General features: G+C 34.3%; 17 protein-coding genes. 9 read left to right on the top strand and 8 right to left on the bottom strand.

What is annotated here, in order from left to right; translation table 11 throughout:
• Both G558_RS0110300 and G558_RS13035 read right to left on the bottom strand, forming a co-directional pair.
• The coding region (locus tag G558_RS0110300) for a helix-turn-helix domain-containing protein (protein WP_028830045.1) at window positions 1–384 on the bottom strand (384 nt) is incomplete at its 3' end.
• Between the two features lie 214 nt (window positions 385–598).
• Window positions 599–2,269 (bottom strand): SulP family inorganic anion transporter, encoded by a 1,671-nt coding sequence (locus G558_RS13035; protein WP_051188643.1) that lies wholly within the window; start codon window positions 2,267–2,269, stop codon window positions 599–601.
• Window positions 2,270–2,455: 186 nt separating this feature from the next.
• Here G558_RS13035 and G558_RS0110290 point away from each other — a divergent pair, with 186 nt between their 5' ends.
• The 3 genes from G558_RS0110290 (at window position 2,456) to G558_RS0110280 (ending at window position 6,413) form a co-directional block, all read left to right on the top strand.
• Window positions 2,456–4,054 (top strand): peptide chain release factor 3, encoded by a 1,599-nt coding sequence (locus G558_RS0110290; protein ID WP_028830098.1) that lies wholly within the window; start codon window positions 2,456–2,458, stop codon window positions 4,052–4,054.
• An 84-nt stretch (window positions 4,055–4,138) separates the two neighbouring features.
• Window positions 4,139–4,852, top strand: coding sequence for a YebC/PmpR family DNA-binding transcriptional regulator (locus G558_RS0110285; protein WP_028830097.1), 714 nt, complete (start codon window positions 4,139–4,141; stop codon window positions 4,850–4,852).
• Window positions 4,853–4,976: 124 nt separating this feature from the next.
• A complete protein-coding gene (locus tag G558_RS0110280) occupies window positions 4,977–6,413 on the top strand; it encodes a nicotinate phosphoribosyltransferase (protein ID WP_028830096.1) in 1,437 nt (478 codons plus the stop codon).
• 57 nt (window positions 6,414–6,470) lie between these two features.
• Here the strand turns inward: G558_RS0110280 and G558_RS0110275 are convergent, their stop codons facing one another.
• From G558_RS0110275 to nifV, 3 genes are read right to left on the bottom strand one after another with little or no spacing between them, the layout of a single operon-like run.
• On the bottom strand, window positions 6,471–7,466 hold the full coding sequence (locus G558_RS0110275; protein ID WP_028830095.1) for an isocitrate/isopropylmalate dehydrogenase family protein: 996 nt from the start codon (window positions 7,464–7,466) through the stop codon (window positions 6,471–6,473).
• Window positions 7,466–9,391 carry an aconitate hydratase gene (locus tag G558_RS0110270; protein WP_028830094.1) on the bottom strand — a complete coding sequence of 642 codons (1,926 nt, stop codon included), beginning with the start codon at window positions 9,389–9,391 and terminating at the stop codon, window positions 7,466–7,468. Before G558_RS0110270 ends, G558_RS0110275 begins: the two co-directional genes overlap by 1 nt.
• 29 nt (window positions 9,392–9,420) lie before the next feature.
• The gene (gene nifV, locus G558_RS0110265; protein WP_036931910.1) at window positions 9,421–10,554 is read right to left on the bottom strand and encodes a homocitrate synthase; all 1,134 of its coding nucleotides are present in this window, start codon (window positions 10,552–10,554) and stop codon (window positions 9,421–9,423) included.
• Window positions 10,555–10,898: 344 nt separating this feature from the next.
• Here nifV and G558_RS0110260 point away from each other — a divergent pair, with 344 nt between their 5' ends.
• Window positions 10,899–11,411 carry a hypothetical protein gene (locus G558_RS0110260; protein WP_028830092.1) on the top strand — a complete coding sequence of 171 codons (513 nt, stop codon included), beginning with the start codon at window positions 10,899–10,901 and terminating at the stop codon, window positions 11,409–11,411.
• A gap of 53 nt (window positions 11,412–11,464) precedes the next feature.
• Here G558_RS0110260 and rlmD read toward each other — a convergent pair whose 3' ends face one another.
• The 3 genes from rlmD to G558_RS0110245 form a co-directional block, all read right to left on the bottom strand.
• Window positions 11,465–12,820: a 23S rRNA (uracil(1939)-C(5))-methyltransferase RlmD gene (gene rlmD, locus G558_RS0110255; RefSeq protein ID WP_028830091.1), complete on the bottom strand. Its 1,356-nt coding sequence runs from the start codon at window positions 12,818–12,820 to the stop codon at window positions 11,465–11,467.
• A gap of 64 nt (window positions 12,821–12,884) precedes the next feature.
• The gene (locus tag G558_RS0110250; protein WP_028830090.1) at window positions 12,885–13,616 is read right to left on the bottom strand and encodes a pseudouridine synthase; all 732 of its coding nucleotides are present in this window, start codon (window positions 13,614–13,616) and stop codon (window positions 12,885–12,887) included.
• Window positions 13,617–13,646: 30 nt separating this feature from the next.
• Window positions 13,647–15,047, bottom strand: coding sequence for an RsmF rRNA methyltransferase first C-terminal domain-containing protein (locus G558_RS0110245; RefSeq protein WP_036931909.1), 1,401 nt, complete (start codon window positions 15,045–15,047; stop codon window positions 13,647–13,649).
• A 152-nt stretch (window positions 15,048–15,199) separates the two neighbouring features.
• On the opposite strand from G558_RS0110245, the gene G558_RS0110240 reads away from it, so the two are divergent.
• The 5 genes from G558_RS0110240 to G558_RS0110220 form a co-directional block, all read left to right on the top strand.
• Window positions 15,200–16,693: a DEAD/DEAH box helicase gene (locus G558_RS0110240; protein ID WP_028830088.1), complete on the top strand. Its 1,494-nt coding sequence runs from the start codon at window positions 15,200–15,202 to the stop codon at window positions 16,691–16,693.
• A gap of 72 nt (window positions 16,694–16,765) precedes the next feature.
• Window positions 16,766–17,140, top strand: coding sequence for a RidA family protein (locus tag G558_RS0110235; protein ID WP_028830087.1), 375 nt, complete (start codon window positions 16,766–16,768; stop codon window positions 17,138–17,140).
• Between the two features lies 1 nt (window position 17,141).
• Window positions 17,142–18,200 (top strand): MazG nucleotide pyrophosphohydrolase domain-containing protein, encoded by a 1,059-nt coding sequence (locus G558_RS13030; RefSeq protein ID WP_036931908.1) that lies wholly within the window; start codon window positions 17,142–17,144, stop codon window positions 18,198–18,200.
• Between the two features lie 174 nt (window positions 18,201–18,374).
• Window positions 18,375–18,653, top strand: a complete 279-nt coding sequence (locus G558_RS0110225; protein WP_028830086.1) for an HU family DNA-binding protein — start codon at window positions 18,375–18,377, stop codon at window positions 18,651–18,653.
• Between the two features lie 274 nt (window positions 18,654–18,927).
• Window positions 18,928–19,438: transposase (locus tag G558_RS0110220; RefSeq protein WP_330363852.1), on the top strand; the 511-nt coding region annotated here is incomplete at its 3' end.

Genomic DNA, 19,438 nt, shown 5'->3' with positions numbered 1-19,438 from the left:
AGACCTATGAAACTTCGAATTTAACTTAGCTTCACCAACACAAGCGTCAACAGACCAAGAATCATTTTTGATTTTTTCGCAGACATAATCAATGAAATCACTGCATATTAGACGTCGGAATTTTGGTCCACAATTCCTTCTATTTTTTTCGTATATAGATTTACCAGCATCTGAAAAATACAGTTCAATTTTTTTGCCGTGTTTTAACTGTGATACAGTCCCTTTACGTATTTCATTGAGGATTGTATTTTGAGCTCTATCGAGCGATTTTGCAATTTTGTAAGGAGACCAGCCCTCTGTAAGTCGAATTTGTATCGAATGTCGTTCGAAGTCATTTAAGTGTTTATGCTTGCGAAAATCTGTGTTATAGTTAGTATAGTCCATAGTGATTATCCTTTCTGACGATGTTTTGTGGTGAAATTATCGTAACACAGAAATGATCACTATGGGTTTTTTTATACAAATTTTCAAACTAGTTCAACTTGATTATACAATTGGCCTAATATAAATAAATATAAAAAATCGCGCTGTCAATGCCAGATTATGTATCTGCATTTATAGTGCGATTTATGTTTTATATAGGATGTCCTGAATCTGGTTATTTTTTGGAAAGATAATTAAGAGCATCTTCAGTTCTATCAAAGAAGTGATCAGGCCCACCTATCATCTTGTGAAAATCCGATTTTTTCAGTGAGTTTAAGGGCTGTTGATTAATGCCACTTATGAGGATTACTATGTTTCTTTTTTTGCAAGTTTTGATAAGTCTGTTAAATGCGTGGAGAGCACTTGCATCTATTGCAGGAACACTTTGCATATCAATTATAAGGTGATTGGTCTTGTAACCGAGCTCATTAACTGCATCTAAAAATTTATCTGTGGCCCCAAAGAAGAAAGGCCCATTTATTTTATATACCTGTATTCCTTTAAGGTTGTTAAATTTGCTGTTGTCGTAATAAGGCAAAATTTCATTAAGGTCATTGTCAGTCTCTTCACCTGCATCAAAATCAGCAATCTGTACATCGGCTACATCAGCCATTCTTTTCATAAACAAGAATGCGGCGAGTACCATACCAATTTCTATTGCTACTACAAGATCTACAAGAACGGTTATTACAAATGTAACAAGTAAGACAATTATATCGCTCTTAGGTGCTTTAAATAAAGCAGTAAATTCTCTCCATTCACTCATATTGTAAGCGACTATAATAAGTACTGCAGCAAGTGAGGCAAGTGGAACCATTTTAGCAAGTGGCATAAATAGCAGCATTATAAGAAGGAGAGTTAACGCGTGAACCATTCCAGCTACCGGAGTACGACCGCCATTTTTGATATTGGCAACTGTTCTTGCAATCGCACCTGTTGCGGGGATTCCACCGAACAAACCAGAGGCTATATTTGCAACTCCCTGAGCAATGAGCTCCATGTTGGATCTATGCTTGCCGCCAATCATTCCGTCTGATACAACTGCTGACAAAAGTGATTCAATTGAACCAAGTATAGCAATAGTGAACGCGGATGGGATCAAGAGTTTAATTTGATTTATATCCAAGTGTGGTATGCTCATAACAGGAAGTTTTGAAGAAAGCTCACCGAATTTTGAACCTATGGTGGCTACATCCATATTAAATACACTTACCATAACCGAGGTAACTATAAGAGCTATAAGAGCGCCTGGGATTTTTTTATTTATTTTAGGCCATAAGATAATTATTAGCAGAGCTGTTGTTCCTATAAGGGTTGTGCTGAAATCTATTTTAGATATAGCTTGCATATATAAAGACCATTTACCGATAAACTCTGGAGGTATACTTTCTATTCCCAGTCCTAAAAAATCGTTTATCTGCGAAGAAAAAATCGTAAGAGCTATACCGCTTGTAAAACCTGTGGTGATAGGATAAGGAATGTATTTAATGGCGTTCCCCAGTTTCATAAGACCCATTAAAATCATAATCATTCCAGCCATAATTGTTGAAATGATTAATCCATTTACACCGAATTTTGTTACGATACCATAGACTATTACCATAAAAGCCCCTGTCGGACCACCTATTTGTACTCGGCTGCCACCCAGTAAAGATATTAAGAATCCTGCTATTATAGCGGTGTGCAAACCTTTTTCTGGTGTTACCCCAGATGCTATAGCTAAGGCAATAGAAAGTGGTAAAGCAATTATTGCTACTATTATTCCTGCAGTTAGGTCGGTCATGAACTGTTCTTTAGAATAATTTTTGATTGTGGTAAAAAACTTTGGTTTCAAACTATTGTTCATTTTTTTCACTTCTTTCTTGTAAATTTTGATGATGATTGTAAATTATAATTGTCAATAGCCACTAATATTATACTATAATTTTAACAAAAAATTTTTTTTTTTTGAAAAAATGAAATAAATCTATCACCAATGGTGGAATTATAGTAGAATAGAATAGTATGATTAAATCTGAAAGGAAAACAATTAATGAGTAATTTAGAATTGGCGAATGAAATAGACAGACGAAGAATTTTCGGTATTATTTCGCATCCCGATGCAGGTAAAACAACTCTGACTGAGAAACTTTTACTTCACGGAGGAGCGATAAGAGAAGCAGGTACCGTTAGTGCTCAAAAAAATACAAAATATGCAAAATCCGACTGGATGGAAATAGAGAAAAAAAGAGGGATTTCTGTAACGTCATCAGTTATGCAGTTTGAATATGATGGAAAAGTTATCTCAATAATGGATACACCGGGTCACAATGACTTTGGTGAAGATACTTACAGGGTACTTACATCTGTAGACAGCGCGGTTATGGTGATAGATGCAGCAAAAGGTATCGAGATGCAGACTAAAAAACTGTTTCAAGTATGTAAATTGAGGGGAATTCCTATATTTACATTTATTAATAAACTGGACAGACAGGCCAAAGATCCTTTAGAACTTATAGAAGAGTTAGAAACTGTACTGGGTATGAATGCAACGGCTACTACATGGCCAATCGGAAGCGGTCTTCAATTTGAGGGAATATATGATATCCTTGAAAATGAAGTTCAATTATACAGAAAAAAAGAAATTATAAAACTAAGTGAAGCTGGTGTATTTGGAAGTGAGTTAGAAGGATTGTTGCACCCTGATAATTTAAGGGAACTAAGAGATAATATGGAGCTGCTAAGTGGTGCAGGAAATGAATTCGATCTTAAGCTTATAAGAGAAGGCAATCTTACACCGGTATTTTTTGGTACGGCGCTTGCAGATTTTGGCGTAACTACTTTTTTAAATCATTTCTTAGATATGGCTCCTGGCCCAAGTGTAAGAAAAACAACAGATGGAGAGGTATCTCCATATGGTGATACTTTTACTGGATTTATATTCAAGATACAGGCAAATATGAACCAGGCTCATAGGGATAGAATAGCATTTTTGAGAATTTGTTCTGGAGTATTTGAAAGAGGTATGGAAGTAACTCTTTCAAGAACTGGCAAAAAGATGAAATTATCTCAGTCTACTCAGCTTATGGCAAATGACAGAGAAACCATAGACAAAGCCTATGCGGGAGACGTAATAGGAATTTATGATTCGGGAAATTATCAGATAGGAGATACTCTGGTAGCGGGAAAAGAAAAAATATTTTTTGAGCCACTTCCTACATTCCCTCCGGAATTATTTATAAGAGTAATGCCTGTGAATTCGATGAAAGCAAAGCACTTTCATAAAGGGGTAGATCAGTTGGCTCAAGAAGGAGCTATTCAGGTTTACAAAACGCAGTATAACGAAATAATTCTAGGAGCCGTAGGGGCCCTTCAATTTGAAGTGTTTGAATATAGATTAAAAAATGAATACAATTCAGATATCATAGTAGAACCTTTGGACTATAGCGTGGCAAGGTGGATAAAGATAGATAACAATGAGAATCTTAGTAAATATCATAATTCAAGAAGTATGCTTGTCTATGATCACTTTGACAGGCCGCTTATGTTGTTTGCAAATCAGTACACTCTTGATAGATTTGCAGAAAAATATGAAGAGCTGAAATTTGTTAATGCGCTCGATGTCAATCGTGAATTTGGAATGGGCATATAGTTAGTGTTGTTGAATTTTTAAAAAAGATGCTGTATAATGTGAAAGTATTTATTTTGAAATTCTCAATTTTTAGGAGGTACCCAAATGGGTAGAATAGGTAATATAGAAAACAGGAAAAACAAGCAAGATGCAAAGAGAGCAAAAGTATTTACTAAATATGCAAGATCAATAACTGTTGCAGCCAAAGAAGGTGGGGGCGATCCAGAATACAACGCATCTTTGAAAACTGCAGTAGAAAAGGCAAAATCGATGAATATGCCTAATGATAATATAGACAGGGCAATAAAAAAAGGTGTAGGCGGTTCGGATTCTGAAAACTACGAACATATAACTTATGAGGGATATGGGCCCGGTGGTGTAGCCGTAATCGTAAACTCTCTTACAGATAATAAAAATAGAACAGCAGGGAATGTAAGATTCTACTTTGACAAAAGTGGTGGAAATATGGGAACTGCTGGATGCGTAAGCTTTATGTTTGACAAAAAAGGAATTATACTAATAGAAAAAAATGATTCTGTGGAAGAAGACATATTGATGGAAATTGCTTTGGAGGCAGGCGCTGAAGATTTTATAGTTGAAGACGAAGGCTTTGAAATAATTACAGAGTATACTGCTTTTGATGAAGTTAAGGCTACCCTGGAAAGTTCGGGATATGAATTGCTTTCAGCGGAAGTGACTATGCTTCCTCAGACATATACAAAAATAGATGAAAGCCTTGAAAAAAGCATGGAAAAACTTATAGATATGCTTGAAGATGACGACGATGTTCAAGATATATATACAAACCTCGAAGCATAATAATACACAGCATTAAGTACTAATGCGTATTCTATATGGGTACGCATTTTTCTTATATGAGATAGTATACATATTTAATGGAAAATTATATTAACTGTCTTATGAAGATGAGAAGGGACATGAAATGAAAAATTTAACACTTTTAACTGACTTTTATCAACTAACTATGTCGAATGCTTATTATATAGAAGATCTTAACAAAGAAAAATTAATCTTTGATGTTTTCTTTAGAAAAAACCCTAGTGACGGGGGGTATACTATAGTTTGTGGTATTGATCAAGTTGTAGAATACATTCAAAATCTTGAGTTTACAGAAAGCGATATAGAGTATCTTAGAAGCATGAATACTTTTGATGAAGGATTTTTGAATTATCTTCAAAATTTTAAATTCACGGGAGAAATATATGCTGTTGAAGAAGGAACTATAATGTTTCCAAACGAGCCTATAATAAGGGTCAAAGCAAATTCTATAGAAGCTCAGATAATAGAAACTGCTATATTAAATATAGTGAATTTTGAATCGCTTATCGCAACTAAGGCATCGAGGATATGTCAGGTTGCTCAAGGAGATCCTGTAATGGAATTTGGATTAAGAAGGGCTCAAGGGCCTGATGCAGGTCTTTATGGGGCAAGAGCTGCAGTGATAGGAGGCTGTGTAGGAACTTCAAATGTACTTGCGGGCAAGCTGTACGGTATTCCAATTATGGGGACTCATTCTCACAGTTGGGTTCAACGCTTTGATTCTGAAATTGAAGCCTTTCGTGCGTACGCAAAAAACTATCCAGAAAAGACTATGCTTTTGTTAGATACCTATAACACACTCAAAAGTGGGCTTCCTAATGCTATTGCAGTATTTAACGAACTTAGAGCCGATGGATATGAAGCTCAGGGAGTAAGACTTGATTCTGGCGATTTAGAATACCTTTCAAAAAAAGTGAGAGAGAAGCTGGATGAAAATGGGTTTGAAAATGTGAAAATAACAGCATCAAATGATCTTGATGAATACTCTATAATGGATCTTAAGCAGCAAAAAGCCATGATTGATGTATGGGGAGTTGGGACAAAGCTTATCACTTCTAGCAACAATCCTTCTCTTGGAGGTGTATACAAACTGTCTGCCATAGAAAGAGATGGAGAGATAATTCCTAAGATAAAGATATCCGAATCACCTGAAAAGATAAATAATCCAGGGTATAAGCAAGTGGTAAGAATATATAATAAGTATAATAATGCAGCTAGAGCTGACCTTATTATACTCGATCATGAAGAGATAGACGAAACCAAACCTCTTACTATCTTCCATCCAACTTATACGTGGAAGACTCAAACTTTTGAAAATTATTATGTAGAAAGATTGCTAAAGCCACTTTTTATTGATGGAAAGCTTGTAAGAGAACAGAAAAGCGTAATGCAGTATAAAGCTGAATCACAGGCTAAAAGAGACTGCTTCTGGCCACAGTATAAGCGAATCGGGAATCCCGAACCTTTTAAAGTTGACCTTTCTCAAGAACTATGGGATTTAAAAAGTGATTTGATTAAAGAATTAAAAAAACATTATTAAACTAAAAAACTCATCATTTATCCGGAATTTAGTGGATAAATGATGAGTTTTTTTGTGTTATAGATGAGATATTACTTTATTTGTAAATTTTATTCTGTCGGCAGTACCGCCAAGATCTCTTGTGTGAAAGTCCTTGTTCTCCAGAGTTTTTAATACAGCATTGACTATTCTTGTAGATTCATCTTTATAGCCAATTTCAGAAAGCATCATGGCGGAACTAAGTATCAAAGCAGAAGGGTTGCTTATATTCATTCCGGCTATATCTGGGGCACTCCCATGGACAGCTTCAAATATTTTAACATCATCTCCTATGTTAGCGCTTGAGGCTAGCCCAAGACCGCCTGCAAGCCCGGAACATAAGTCAGAGATTATATCTCCATAAAGGTTTGGGGCAACGATTACATCGAATTGATTTGGATTAACTACAAGTTGCATACACATGTTATCTACAATTTTTTCATCAGGTGCTATATCTGGATAAAGTTTGGATATTTGTCTGTAGGTATCTAAAAAAAGCCCGTCTGTCATCTTCATTATATTAGCTTTATGAACAACGGTAACTTTTTTTCTGCCATTATTTCGCGCAAATTCGAATGCATATCTGCATATTTTTTCACTTGCTTCTCTTGTTATTACTTTTACACTTTGTGCTATGTTTTTAGTTACCATATATTCTATGCCAGAGTATAAATCTTCTGTATTTTCTCTTACTACTACAATGTCTATATTATCATACTTTGTCTTTATGCCTGCAAGTGATTTTACAGGTCTGATATTTGCATAGGCATCGAATTCTTTTCTTAAAAGTACATTAATGCTCTTGAATCCACCGCCTATAGGAGTTTCAGTTGGGCCCTTTAACAGTATTTTGTTTTTTCTTATATTTTCGAGAAGACCGTCTTGAAGCAATAAACCTGTATTTTCAAAGTAGTTTTTACCGGACTCAAAAGTTTCCCATACTATGGGAAGTTTAAGTTCGTCAATTATACGAATTGCAGAATCCATAACTTCTGGACCAATTCCATCTCCGTTTATTATTGTTATATATTGCATCAATAATTTTCCCCTTTCATAGAAATATAGTTTAAAAACCCACCTTGCAGAAGAATGTCTCTTTCTCTTTGAGATATTTCAAGTCTAACTTTGGTTGGAATTTCATTTATTGTGATCTGAAAACTATCTTTACTTCCTATGTTTATCGAAATGTCGCTTAACTTAATTTTATCTAACATTTTAATGTGCTCGTAGTCAGATGGGTTTTCGAAAGTAAGTGGGATGATTCCATTATTTATAAGGTTTGATTTATGAATTCTTGCAAATGATTTTACAAGTACGGCCTTTATTCCCAAAAATGCGGGGGTAAGCGCTGCGTGTTCTCTGCTTGAACCCTGACCGTAGTTTTCTCCTGCAACTATTAGGCCAGGATTGTTGTTCTTGGCTCTTTTGGGAAAATCTTCATCAATGCGGGTAAGACAAAAACTAGATAGATACTCTATATTTGATCTAAAAGGGAGCATCTTAGAGTCTGATGGAGTTATATCATCAGTTGAAATATTGTCACCGCCGATAAAGACTGTATTAAATTCAAGGTTTTCATTTGGGATGCTTTGAACAGGAAGTTCTTTAATATTTGGACCAATAATTATTTTCTGGTTTTTATCCGCAATGTTTCTTATAAAAAATCCGCTATTTTGCATAGCTAGAGAAGGTTTTTTATATATGCCGATGTCAAAAACTGGGACATCTTTTGTAATGTACCCTTTTAAAGCACTGGCAGCTGCAACTTCGGGGCTTACAAGATATATATCAGCTGAATCTGTCCCGCTTCTTCCTTTAAAGTTTCTGTTAAAAGTTCTAAGAGAAACTCCATTTGTATTTGGAGCCTGTCCCATGCCTATGCAAGGACCGCAGCCGCATTCAAGTATTCTGGCTCCGGCATCAATCAGATCACAAAGGGCTCCATTTTTTGCGAGCATTGAGAGTATGCTGCTTGAACCAGGTGCGATCACAAGACTGACATGTTCGGAAACTTTTTTGTTTTTAAGAATTGCGGCAGCCTTTGTCAAGTCTTCGTAAGAAGAGTTTGTACAGCTTCCTATTGCTACCTGATTAACTTTAATGCCATTAATATTTGCTATCTCATAAACATTATCAGGATTATGAGGTTTTGCAATCATTGGTTTTATAGAACTTAGATCAACACTGATAAATTGATCATACTTAGCATCTACATCTGCTTTAAGTTTTATAAAATCTTCCGATCTTCCCTGAAAGTCCAGATATTCATAAGTTTTTTCATCTGTCTCGAAAATAGAAGTAGTAGCTCCGAGTTCGGCTCCCATATTGCATATGGTTGCTCTTTGTGTAAGTGACAAGGAAGATGCTCCAGAACCTGTATATTCAATTATCTTTCCTATGCCGCCTTTAACTCCGTATTCTTTTAGAATGAAAAGTATAACATCTTTTGCTGAAGCTGGTGGAATTAATTCACCTTCAAGTTTTATATTCAAAATGTGTGGAGCCTTGAAATAGTATTTTCCTGTAGAAAGGGCAGTAGCTATGTCTAGTCCCCCTGCACCTATAGCAATCATTCCCATTGCTCCACAAGTTGGTGTATGGCTGTCAGAACCCAGTAACGTTTCTCCTGGTTTTGAAAAATTTTCTAAATGGAGTTGATGACATACGCCGTTGCCGGGTTTGGAATACGTTATTCCATATTTTTTACATATAGATCTGATGAATTCGTGATCATCCATGTTTTCAAACCCGGTCTGAAGCATATTGTGATCAACGTATGCAAGAGCATTTTTTACTTTAATCTCAGAAGGATTTATACGCATAAGCTGAAGATAAGCCATGGTGCCAGTTGAATCCTGAGTCAAGGTCTGGTCTATTTTTATAGCAATTTCATTTGTCGGAGATAAATCTCCTGATATGATTTTTTTTTCGATTATTTTTAATGTTAGAGATTTTCCCATATTTATCCTCCGTCAATATTATAGTGAATTTACGCGTAGCAGACCTCGCTGTTTTTTAAATCTGAATATATGATAAGTAGTTCCATGTCGTTGAGAGAGCGCTTTAGTTCTATTGAATGAGATCTTACTCTTTCTAAGATAAGCGCGCCCAGTTCATCCTCCATGTTTATACCTAATTGATAAAGCTTGTTTTTGATCCCTGCAGTTCCAGAGTGTTTGCCTACGATTAATTTTCTAAAAAGCCCTATATCTTCAGGGGAATACAGTTCGTATGTTTTAGGATTTTTTATGGCGCCATCTGCATGGATACCTGATTCATGAGAAAATATATTATCTCCTACAACTGCTTTCCATGGAGAAAGTTTTCTTCCTGATGCGGTTGAAACATATTCGCATAAAGGTTTTAATTTTGAAAGATCATAACGACCGGTCTGATCCAGTGAACATATTGCCGCCATTATTGTTTCTTCGAGTGATGCATTTCCAGCTCTTTCGCCTAAGCCGTTTACAGTTACTCCTAAATGAGTTGCTCCGGCCATAACTCCAGCGATAGCATTGGCAGTAGCCATACCAAGATCGTTATGTGTATGCATTTCTACATCTACCCCAAAAGTATCTCGTATCGATTTTATGGTGTTGTATGTTCTGATAGGATTTAGTATACCTATAGTATCGCAGTATCTTATTCTGTCTGCTCCAGCAGAAGTTGCTTGCTTTATAAATTCAAATAAAAAATCATCATCAGTTCTTGAAGCGTCCTCTGCATTCACTGAAATATAGAGTCCTTCTTTTTTTGCATACTCAACGGCAGTTATCATCTGATCAAGTACTCTTTCTCTTGTGGATTTGAGTTTGTCTTTAATATGGATATCTGATGTTGAGATGGAAATTGCGACAGCATCTACACCGCAGTCGATTGAAGCCTGGATGTCTTTTATGACAGCTCTGTTCCATCCCATTATACTGGCTTTTAAATTACTTTTAACAATTTTTTTAATTATATCTTTTTCATCGCCCCCCATAACGGGTATGCCTGCTTCAATTTGTTCTACGCCGACTTCATCCAGCATTCTTGCTATATTTAGTTTTTCTTGATTTGCAAATACTACGCCCGCTGTTTGTTCCCCATCTCTTAATGTTGTATCTACTAATATAAATCCCATATTTATGTCCTCCTGTTTTTTTATTCTGTAGTCATGATAATACTTTTTTTAAAAAACGTCAATAGCTTTTTGCAATTTATTTTTACAATAATTCATAATCAAGAAAACAAGAATATATACAAATGTTAAACAAACAAGCTTATTCAGTGCTTTCGGCTATTAAAAATAACGTAAAAATAAAGACGAATATGAAATAAATGAATTATGGGGTCGTTGATATTGCAAAAAGGAAATGGACGTTATTGTAAGGAGGTGTTCATAAATAATAATAATGGAAAATATTAGACAATTCTGATATACTTGTTCTACTAAATCATATTTTAAATAACACGAAGGAGTAGGGTATGCAAATTGGATTAAAGGCAAGAAGAATTTTTGTATTGGCATTAGTGATGCTTGTTTCGGCAACTGGATGCAGTAGCGATGATAAGGGTGTTAAATTTGTAAGTAATGACAAGGATTATGAAATACAGTTGCAAAAGGGGTACGAAAAAGGAGATGTTACAAAGTCTGATGATCCAGAAGGCTATGTATATTCTTATACAAGAGATGGAGAGGTCTTAAACATCAGTGAATTTGTAATGCCTGGAGTGACACTGGGCGAAGAAATGATAGAAGAAGAGATTCATATGTCCACTGAGATGGAAGTATTAAGAATGGACAACATTGATCTCGGGGGTAAGGGCAAATTTTATGGAGTGCTAGTTAACGACACGTCCACTGGAATGTATATGATATATCATAGAATACAAAAGGGGGACAAGATAATATCTTTTTTGAATTTTAAATCTATCCCATTTACAATCGAAGAAGAAGCTGAACATAAAGCTATGATTTCTACAATCGAGTGGAAATAAGTATAAAAAAATCCCCGCAGTTTTTGTGGGGATTTTTTTTGTGTATTTGTATTTTAGATTTTTTCCAAATGCACGATGCATTCTGCATGTGGGGTATTGGGGAACTGGTCAACGCTTGTTACTTCTATTACTTTGTAATCACTCTCTTTTAGCCTGTGGAGATCTTCTACAAGAGCCTTAGGATTGCATGAAACATAAATTATTTCTTTAGAGTTAAAGGCTATAATGTCTCTCATTGCCTTAGGATGAACCCCGCTTCTTGGTGGATCTATTATTATAACGTCTGGTTTTTCTTCTAATTTAGATACTTCCTTAGCTACGTCTCCTGCTATATAATAAGCATTATTTATATTATTTATTATGCAGTTTTCTTTTGCCATTGCTACGGCTTCTTCAATTAGTTCTACGCCGTATACTTTTTTTGCATTTTCGGATATAAGGATTCCTATAGTGCCGGTACCGCTGTATAGATCATAGACTATTTTGTCTTTTTTATCACCTAACATTTTTTTTGTAAGGCTATATAATACCTCGGCACATTTTGTATTAGTCTGGAAGAATGAAAATGGAGAAATTTTGAATTTCAAACCCAGCAGTTCATCGTAAAAATAATCGCGGCCTGATAGTATTTTTTGGCTGTCACATATTACGGCATCTGAATAAGAATCGTTTATAGTATGGAGGATACCAACTATATCTCCATCTAAATCCAGGTTATTTAATATACTGACATACTCATCCATATTAAACTCGATTTGAGAAGTAGTCACGAGGTTTACCAGGATCTCTCCTGTGTTTTGTCCTTTTCTTACAACCAGATGTCTCAAATACCCGGCGTGGCTCAATACTCTATAAAAAGGCAGATCGTGTTTTTTGAAATATTCACATGTTGCTATTAGGATTTTTCTGTAATCTTCATCAACTATCTTGCACGTTTTTACATATACGATGCTGTTGCTACGGTTTGTCATATGCATTCCAAGCGCAAGCGGGGCATCTTTTTCTTCATTTCCAAATGTAAACTCCATCTTGTTCTTATATTCAAGATGTATTGGGCTGGGAATCATGGGCATATTGGCAAATTCACTATAGTCAGACTCTGTGAACATATCTATTATTTGATTTTTCTTTATGCTTATCTGATTATCATATGATACAGACAGAAGTGAACACCCTCCACAAACCTTATAATGATCGCAAGTGGGTTCGGTCTCAAGTGGCGAAAGGGATATTGTTTCAAGTATTTTTCCATCAATTTTATTTTTTCTTATCTTTTTAACTAAGACTTTGACTTTTTGTCCGGGAATTCCATTTTTGTATACGACTTTCTTGTCTTCTACATAAGAAATACCTTCGCCTCCAAAGTTTAATTTATCTACAGTTAGTTCTAATATTTCTCTTTTTTTCATTATTTAACAGCTGCATAATAAATTACGCAACAATCTCCTCTCTTTTATAATTATATATTATTGTTTAAAGATATTGCTCTAGTAAGGCCATTTCGCCTGCATTAAGTTCGCGAAATTCTCCAAGGTCTAAATTTTTATCAAGTACAATAGGACCCATACTCATTCTTTTAAGAAATGTCACTTTTCGCCCTGAAGCTTCAAACATTCTTTTTACTTGATGGTATTTGCCTTCTTCTATAATCAGTTCACATTTTGACTCCTTGTCATTTGCTTCAATTATACTTAGGTTAGCAGGAAGGCATTTGTACTGATCATCTTCTAAGAAAATACCTTTTTTGAAAGCGGTAATATCATTTGCATTGAGTTTATCGCCTTCAACTATTGCGTAATAAAGTTTTTCTACGTGCTTCTTTGGAGATAACATATTATGAGCCATTTTACCGTTGTTTGTAATTATAAGCAGACCTTGTGTATCCTTATCTAATCTTCCTACTGGAAAAGGACTAAGAGCGGCATATTTTTGTGGAAGCAGGTCTATTACAGTTTGATCATGTTTATCTACTGTAGCAGATATCACATCTTCTGGTTTGTTCATCATGATATATATAAACTCTTTATACTCTACCAGTTCGTCCAAATATTGAACTTTGTCGACTTCTGTATTTATTACAACAGAGGCATCTCGAGCAGTAATATCATTGATTGTTATTTTTCCAAGCTTTACATCTGCTTTTATCTCTCTTCTGGATCCAAATCCCATATTTGCAAGCAATTTATCTAATCTCATTTTTGGCATATCAACACTCCGATTCATATATAATTAGTTTTATAAAAGTCTCCAGTTTTTATTATAATAATTTTTAAGGGTTCCGTTTTTGACTTTTCCATAGCCAAGAGGAAATCCATCTACACAAATTATCACAAAACCGTCCTTTGTATCTGTAAATATTGTCTCACATTTGAGATATTTAATCAAATTTTCATCATTAACATTAAAATCTATACAGTTTTTAAAATCTTCTTTTTTTAAAGACATTATAAATGCAGAACTTGGCATGAAAGAGGAATTCTTGAATTCGCCCAGATAAAGTCCGTTTCTAATGATTTTAAGTCCTCTAAGATTTACTCCGATATCCAGCTCTTTGTATATTCTGTTGTTTTCAACTGTAAACATACCTTGGAGTGATATGTTAAGATTTTCTTTTTCAAATTCCAGATATTGATCTGGAAGCTCATCTTTTGGAACTTGTTTGTTTTTCTCTGGGATGTTTTGTTTTTTTTCTTTTACAGCAGATTTTTTATCAAGATGCGCATCCTTGGTAACAGAGTCGCCAACTTTTCTTATAAGGCAGAGGAAATGACCTTCGGCGTTTACTTTGTGAGGGAACAATCTGCATGCTTGGTCTAGCCCAAATCCTTTTGTAAAGCCATAATCTTTTTCTATATTTTCAATTCTAAAATCAGGATTATCCTTTAAAAATTGTACAATCTGATTTTCATTTTCATCAATATTAAATGTGCATGTCGAGTACATTATAAGGCCACCAGCTTTGAGCATAGATGCTGCGCTGCCTAGTATGTCTTTTTGCATTTGCGGGTTGGCTTTTTTTGAAGATTCATATGTTTTTATTAAGTCGGGGTCTTTTCTGAACATTCCTTCTCCTGAGCAAGGGACATCAAGCAATATCCTGTCAAAGTATGAGCTGAATTTTACAGCTATTTTTTCGGGAGAATCATTCATGATCAGTGCATTTGTTATGCCCATCATTTCTATATTGCGTAGGACAGCTTTAATCCTGTGATTAGAGATATCGTTGCTTACGAGAAGGCCTGAATTACCTAATTTAGTAGCTATCTGGGTACTTTTCCCTCCAGGTGCGCTGCACAGGTCAAGTACCTTCATTCCTTCCTTTATGTCAAGGTATTCGACAGGGGCCATAGCGGATGGCTCTTGTATATAAAAAAGTCCTGCGTTGTAATATGGGAGTTTAGCCGGACGAGACTGATTATCATAATAGTAACCCGAATTACACCATGGAATATTTTTTATATGGAGTTCAGGGGCATTGAAATTAATTAGTCTTTCAAATTCTGCTTTATTGATTTTAAGCCCATTTATCCTAAAACCTGACAATCTCTCTTCATCGTATGAATTCAAAAATGAATCAAACTCATCTTTTAGGAGCGTTTTCATTTCGCGCAAGTAAATAGTTGGTAAATTAATCATAAATTATCCTTTTTATAAATTTGAAGTATTAACAATACATTATAACGTTTTTATAAATATAATTCAACGCAAATAAATTCATATCAGTATAAAATGAGAAAATTATGCTATAATTAAATATTATACATTTAGTGATTTTGAAAGGGTAAATTATGAAATTTAGTGATTTTAATCTAAGCGATGAAGTTTTAAAAGCCTTAGAAGAAATAGATTATAAGGAGCCGGCTTACGTTCAGGAAACAACGATTCCTGAAATTCTAAGTGGCAGGGATGTTTTGATTATTGAAGCTACAGGTAAAGGAAAAACCGCTTCTTTTGGTATCCCCATATGTGAAAATATAAAGTGGGAAATCAATGCTCCTCAGGCGCTGGTCATTGTTCCTACAAGAGAACTGGCAATACAAGTAGGCAAGGAAATTGAAAGTATTGGAAGATATAAAAAAGTTAGTGTGCAGGTTATTTATGGTAAACAGAGCTATGAGAATGAAAGACTTTTATTAAAACAAAAAAGCCATGTTATAGTTGCTACGGTAGGAAGGTTGTTTGACCATATATCCAAAGAGACAATTGATTTGAGTCAAGTTAAATATTTTGTTATGGATGAGTTTGATGAGTTGACAAAGCCTGGATTTATTGAAAAAGTTGATTCAATCATTGAAGTTTTACCCCTTGAAAGACAAAACATATTTGTATCTGCAACGATTCCGGAAAATGTAGGACAAATTTTAAACAGATATTTGGATAACGCTTATGTTTTTAATTATCTTACTGATACTGAATCACAACATATAGACAGAAATTCCGAACCCGAAATAGACCAATTTGTTCTTTATGTATCTGATAAGAATCGATCTTTATATGTAGATTCAATGAAAAGTGATTTTGAAAAAAGGATGGAACTGATAAAAAACATTTTAGTTAAGGAAAATACTTTCAAATCAATAATATTTTGCAATACTCAAGCTATGACCGATAAAATATACAACAGTTTAAAAGAATATGTACAGACATCATATAAGATTCACGGGGATATGCCTCAAAAAGAAAGAGTTAAGGCGATTAATGATTTCAAGAGCTATAAAAGAGCTATACTGGTATCTACAAACGTAACTGCCAGAGGAATTGACATTGATGATGTGGATACAGTTATCAATTATGAAGCTCCTTTTGAGTCTGAAAAATATGTTCATAGGATAGGCAGAACAGCGAGGGCTGGCAAAACTGGAAAAGCTATTACACTGATTTCTTCTTCGGATATAAATCTTATGAGTAAAGAGGAGACCAAGTTGAATTATTCAGAACTTAAAGTCTATGATGCTTCGTTTGATGATGATGTGAGAACTTATTTCAGGTCTTACAATATAGCGAATCCTAATCGTATAAACAGAGAGAAGAAACAGGCTGATGTTACGAAAATATATTTTCGCGGTGGTAAAAACAAAAAGCTTAGAACTACTGATTTCGTTGGACTTTTATGCAACGTAGATGGTGTGTTATTCGACGACATAGGTGTTATAAAAGTTGGAAAAGAATATACAATAATTGATATTTTGAACAATAAAGCAGATCTTATTTTACAAGAAAGTTCAAATTTAAAAATTAAAGGAAAAAAGATATATACAAGAGTTGCAAAACACCAGGAATAATTAATAAAACGTTGTAATATTAGGGCTTTCGTGGTAAAATAAATGATATTATATAAAAATAGGAGGTAATTCATGAAAAATGTAGTTACAAGCAAGGCACCGGCTGCAATTGGCCCATATTCACAAGGGATGGACATTGGAAATCTGGTATTTACATCAGGACAGCTGCCATTAAATATGGAAACTGGAGAAATGGAAACGGAGATAAAAGCAGCGACAAAGGCGTCATTAACCAATGTAGAGGCTATTTTTGCACAAGCTGGTTTAACAATGAATGATGTAATTAAAACCACAGTATTTATTAGTGATATGAATAATTTTGCTGCCATGAACGAAGTGTATGCGACATTTTTTGGCGAAATAGCGCCTGCGAGATCTTGTGTTGAAGTTGCCAGATTGCCTAAAGATGTATTGGTTGAGATTGAAGCAATCGCGGTGAGAAAATAGCATGAAAATCACTATTGTTGGGCTAGGTTCAGGTGATATATCCAGCATAAGTCTCAAAGCCTACAAAATACTGACTAGTTTTGATAATATTTATCTTAGAACTGAAAAACATCCTGTGGTTGAGTATCTAACTGCAGAAGGAATGGGATATAAATCATTTGACTATATCTATGATAAATCTAATGACTTTGAAAGTTGCTATAAAGAGATAGCGGAAATCATGATTCAAAAAGCTTTATCAGATCAAGTAGTTTATGCTGTGCCTGGTCATCCATGTGTAGCAGAAAAGTCGGTAAAAATGCTTATGAAATTATGTGAAGAAAAGAAAATAGAAATAGAAATAGTCTCATCTACAAGTTTTTTGGATGATATGTTTGTATTTTTGAATTTTGACCCTTCTGAAGGATTTACTCTTCTAGACGCCTTAGATTTTGACGAAAAAAAAATAGGTTTATACAATAATCTTGTTTTCACACAGGTGCATAACCGACTTATAGCTTCAGACCTTAAACTAAAATTGTTAGAAGTTATTTCTGAAAATGCAGAGATTATTATTTTTAAAGCTGCTGGAATTAAAGGTTTGGAGCAAAAAACAAGTGTCAAACTTTACGAATTAGACAGGTCTGAATTTGAATTTGACCATCTAACCAGCGTTTTTATACCCTTTCCTTATCTTGCAAAAAATGAATCTTTGTCAAATTTTGTGGAAACTATAGAGGTTTTGAGAGGTGAAAACGGCTGTCCATGGGACAAGGAACAAACTCGAGAATCGCTTATACCACAGTTCTATGAAGAATTAGATGAGTTTAATAATGCAGTCAATAATAATGATATTGATAATATAGTAGAAGAACTTGGGGATCTGCTTCTTCATATAGTACTTCAGGCTCAAATAGGTAAAGAAGAAGAATTGTTTGACATCAATGATATAATAAGTGGAATCAGTGAAAAAATAATACGAAGACATCCTCATGTATTTGGCCAAGAACAAGCTTTTACAAAAGAAGATGTAAATGTAATATGGGAAAGAATAAAAAAAGAAGAAAAACTTATAAAATAGCTTAAAAGGCTTGACTTTATAGTGTTTTTTTGATAAAACTATAAGACAGAGTTTAAACTTTTTAAATACTTACAATTTGAATTATTTAACAAAAAACAAGACTAATCAGATTTTTTGTTCAGGTTGTAGGTCTAATATTAACTTTTATATACTTAAATTTCAGGAGGTAATCTAATGAACAAAGCTGAATTAGTAGCAAATATGGCTGTAAAATGTGAATTGACAAAAAAAGAAACTGAAGCGGCACTTAATGCATTTATGTCATGCGTAGAAGATGCTTTAGTTGCAGGTGAAAAAGTGCAGTTAGTAGGATTTGGCTCTTTTGAAACAAGAGAAAGAGCTGCCAGAGAAGGTAGAAACCCAAAGAATCCAACGGAAACTATAACGATCAAAGCTTCAAAAGCTCCAGCATTTAAAGCGGGAAAAGGATTGAAAGAAAAAGTTAATCAGTAATATATATCTATATAGAAAGGGGCTGTCGGGAAATAGCCCCCAAAGAAAAAAGCGACTAGTTCGCTTTTTTTAATGCAAAAAAAAAGCAAAAAAAAATGACAAAATAATATTGCCATCTTTTCCCGTTATATTTTATAATATAACTACTCATGAAACAATATTATAACCAATTTTTTGAAAAAGGACAACAGGTTATTAATTTTAATCTTTAAACTTAGAAAAAATTTCAAATAATTCAATCATTGAAATCGGAAATATATGTCCATTGAAGTTAATGGAGCTTCAAGCAAACCTTAGTCGCATTGCTAACGCAGAAAAAATTCTATTTGTTCATGGAAAACGAAATAAAAAAAACGAGCTTCAAAAACTCTATGAATCCCTTGAAGAATCTTCAACAAGACTATTGAAATATAAGGAGCATTTCAAACTTATGGGAACGGATAGAAATAGTTATTCAAAGACAGACATTGAAGCAACATTTATGCGTATGAAAGATGATCACATGCAAAATGGACAGTTAAAACCAGCATACAACGTTCAACTTGCAGTTGAAAATTACTTTGTCATTCATACTTACATCAGTAATGACCGAACGGATTACAATACACTTATTCCTGTACTTGAAAAACATAAAGCTTATTTTAATAGTTTTCCGCAGGAAGTGACTGCAGATAGTGGTTATTCCAGTGAACCTAATTTAGTTTACCTTAAAAACAACAATATAGATTCATACATAAAACTTCAAATGCATGAAAAGATGAAAACTAGAGCTTACAAGAAAGATA

The organism is Proteocatella sphenisci DSM 23131 (assembly GCF_000423525.1).
Taxonomy (GTDB): domain Bacteria; phylum Bacillota; class Clostridia; order Peptostreptococcales; family Filifactoraceae; genus Proteocatella; species Proteocatella sphenisci.
The sequence above is the reverse complement of the archived record's forward strand: the minus strand, read 5'-3'. Positions and strand labels throughout refer to the sequence as shown.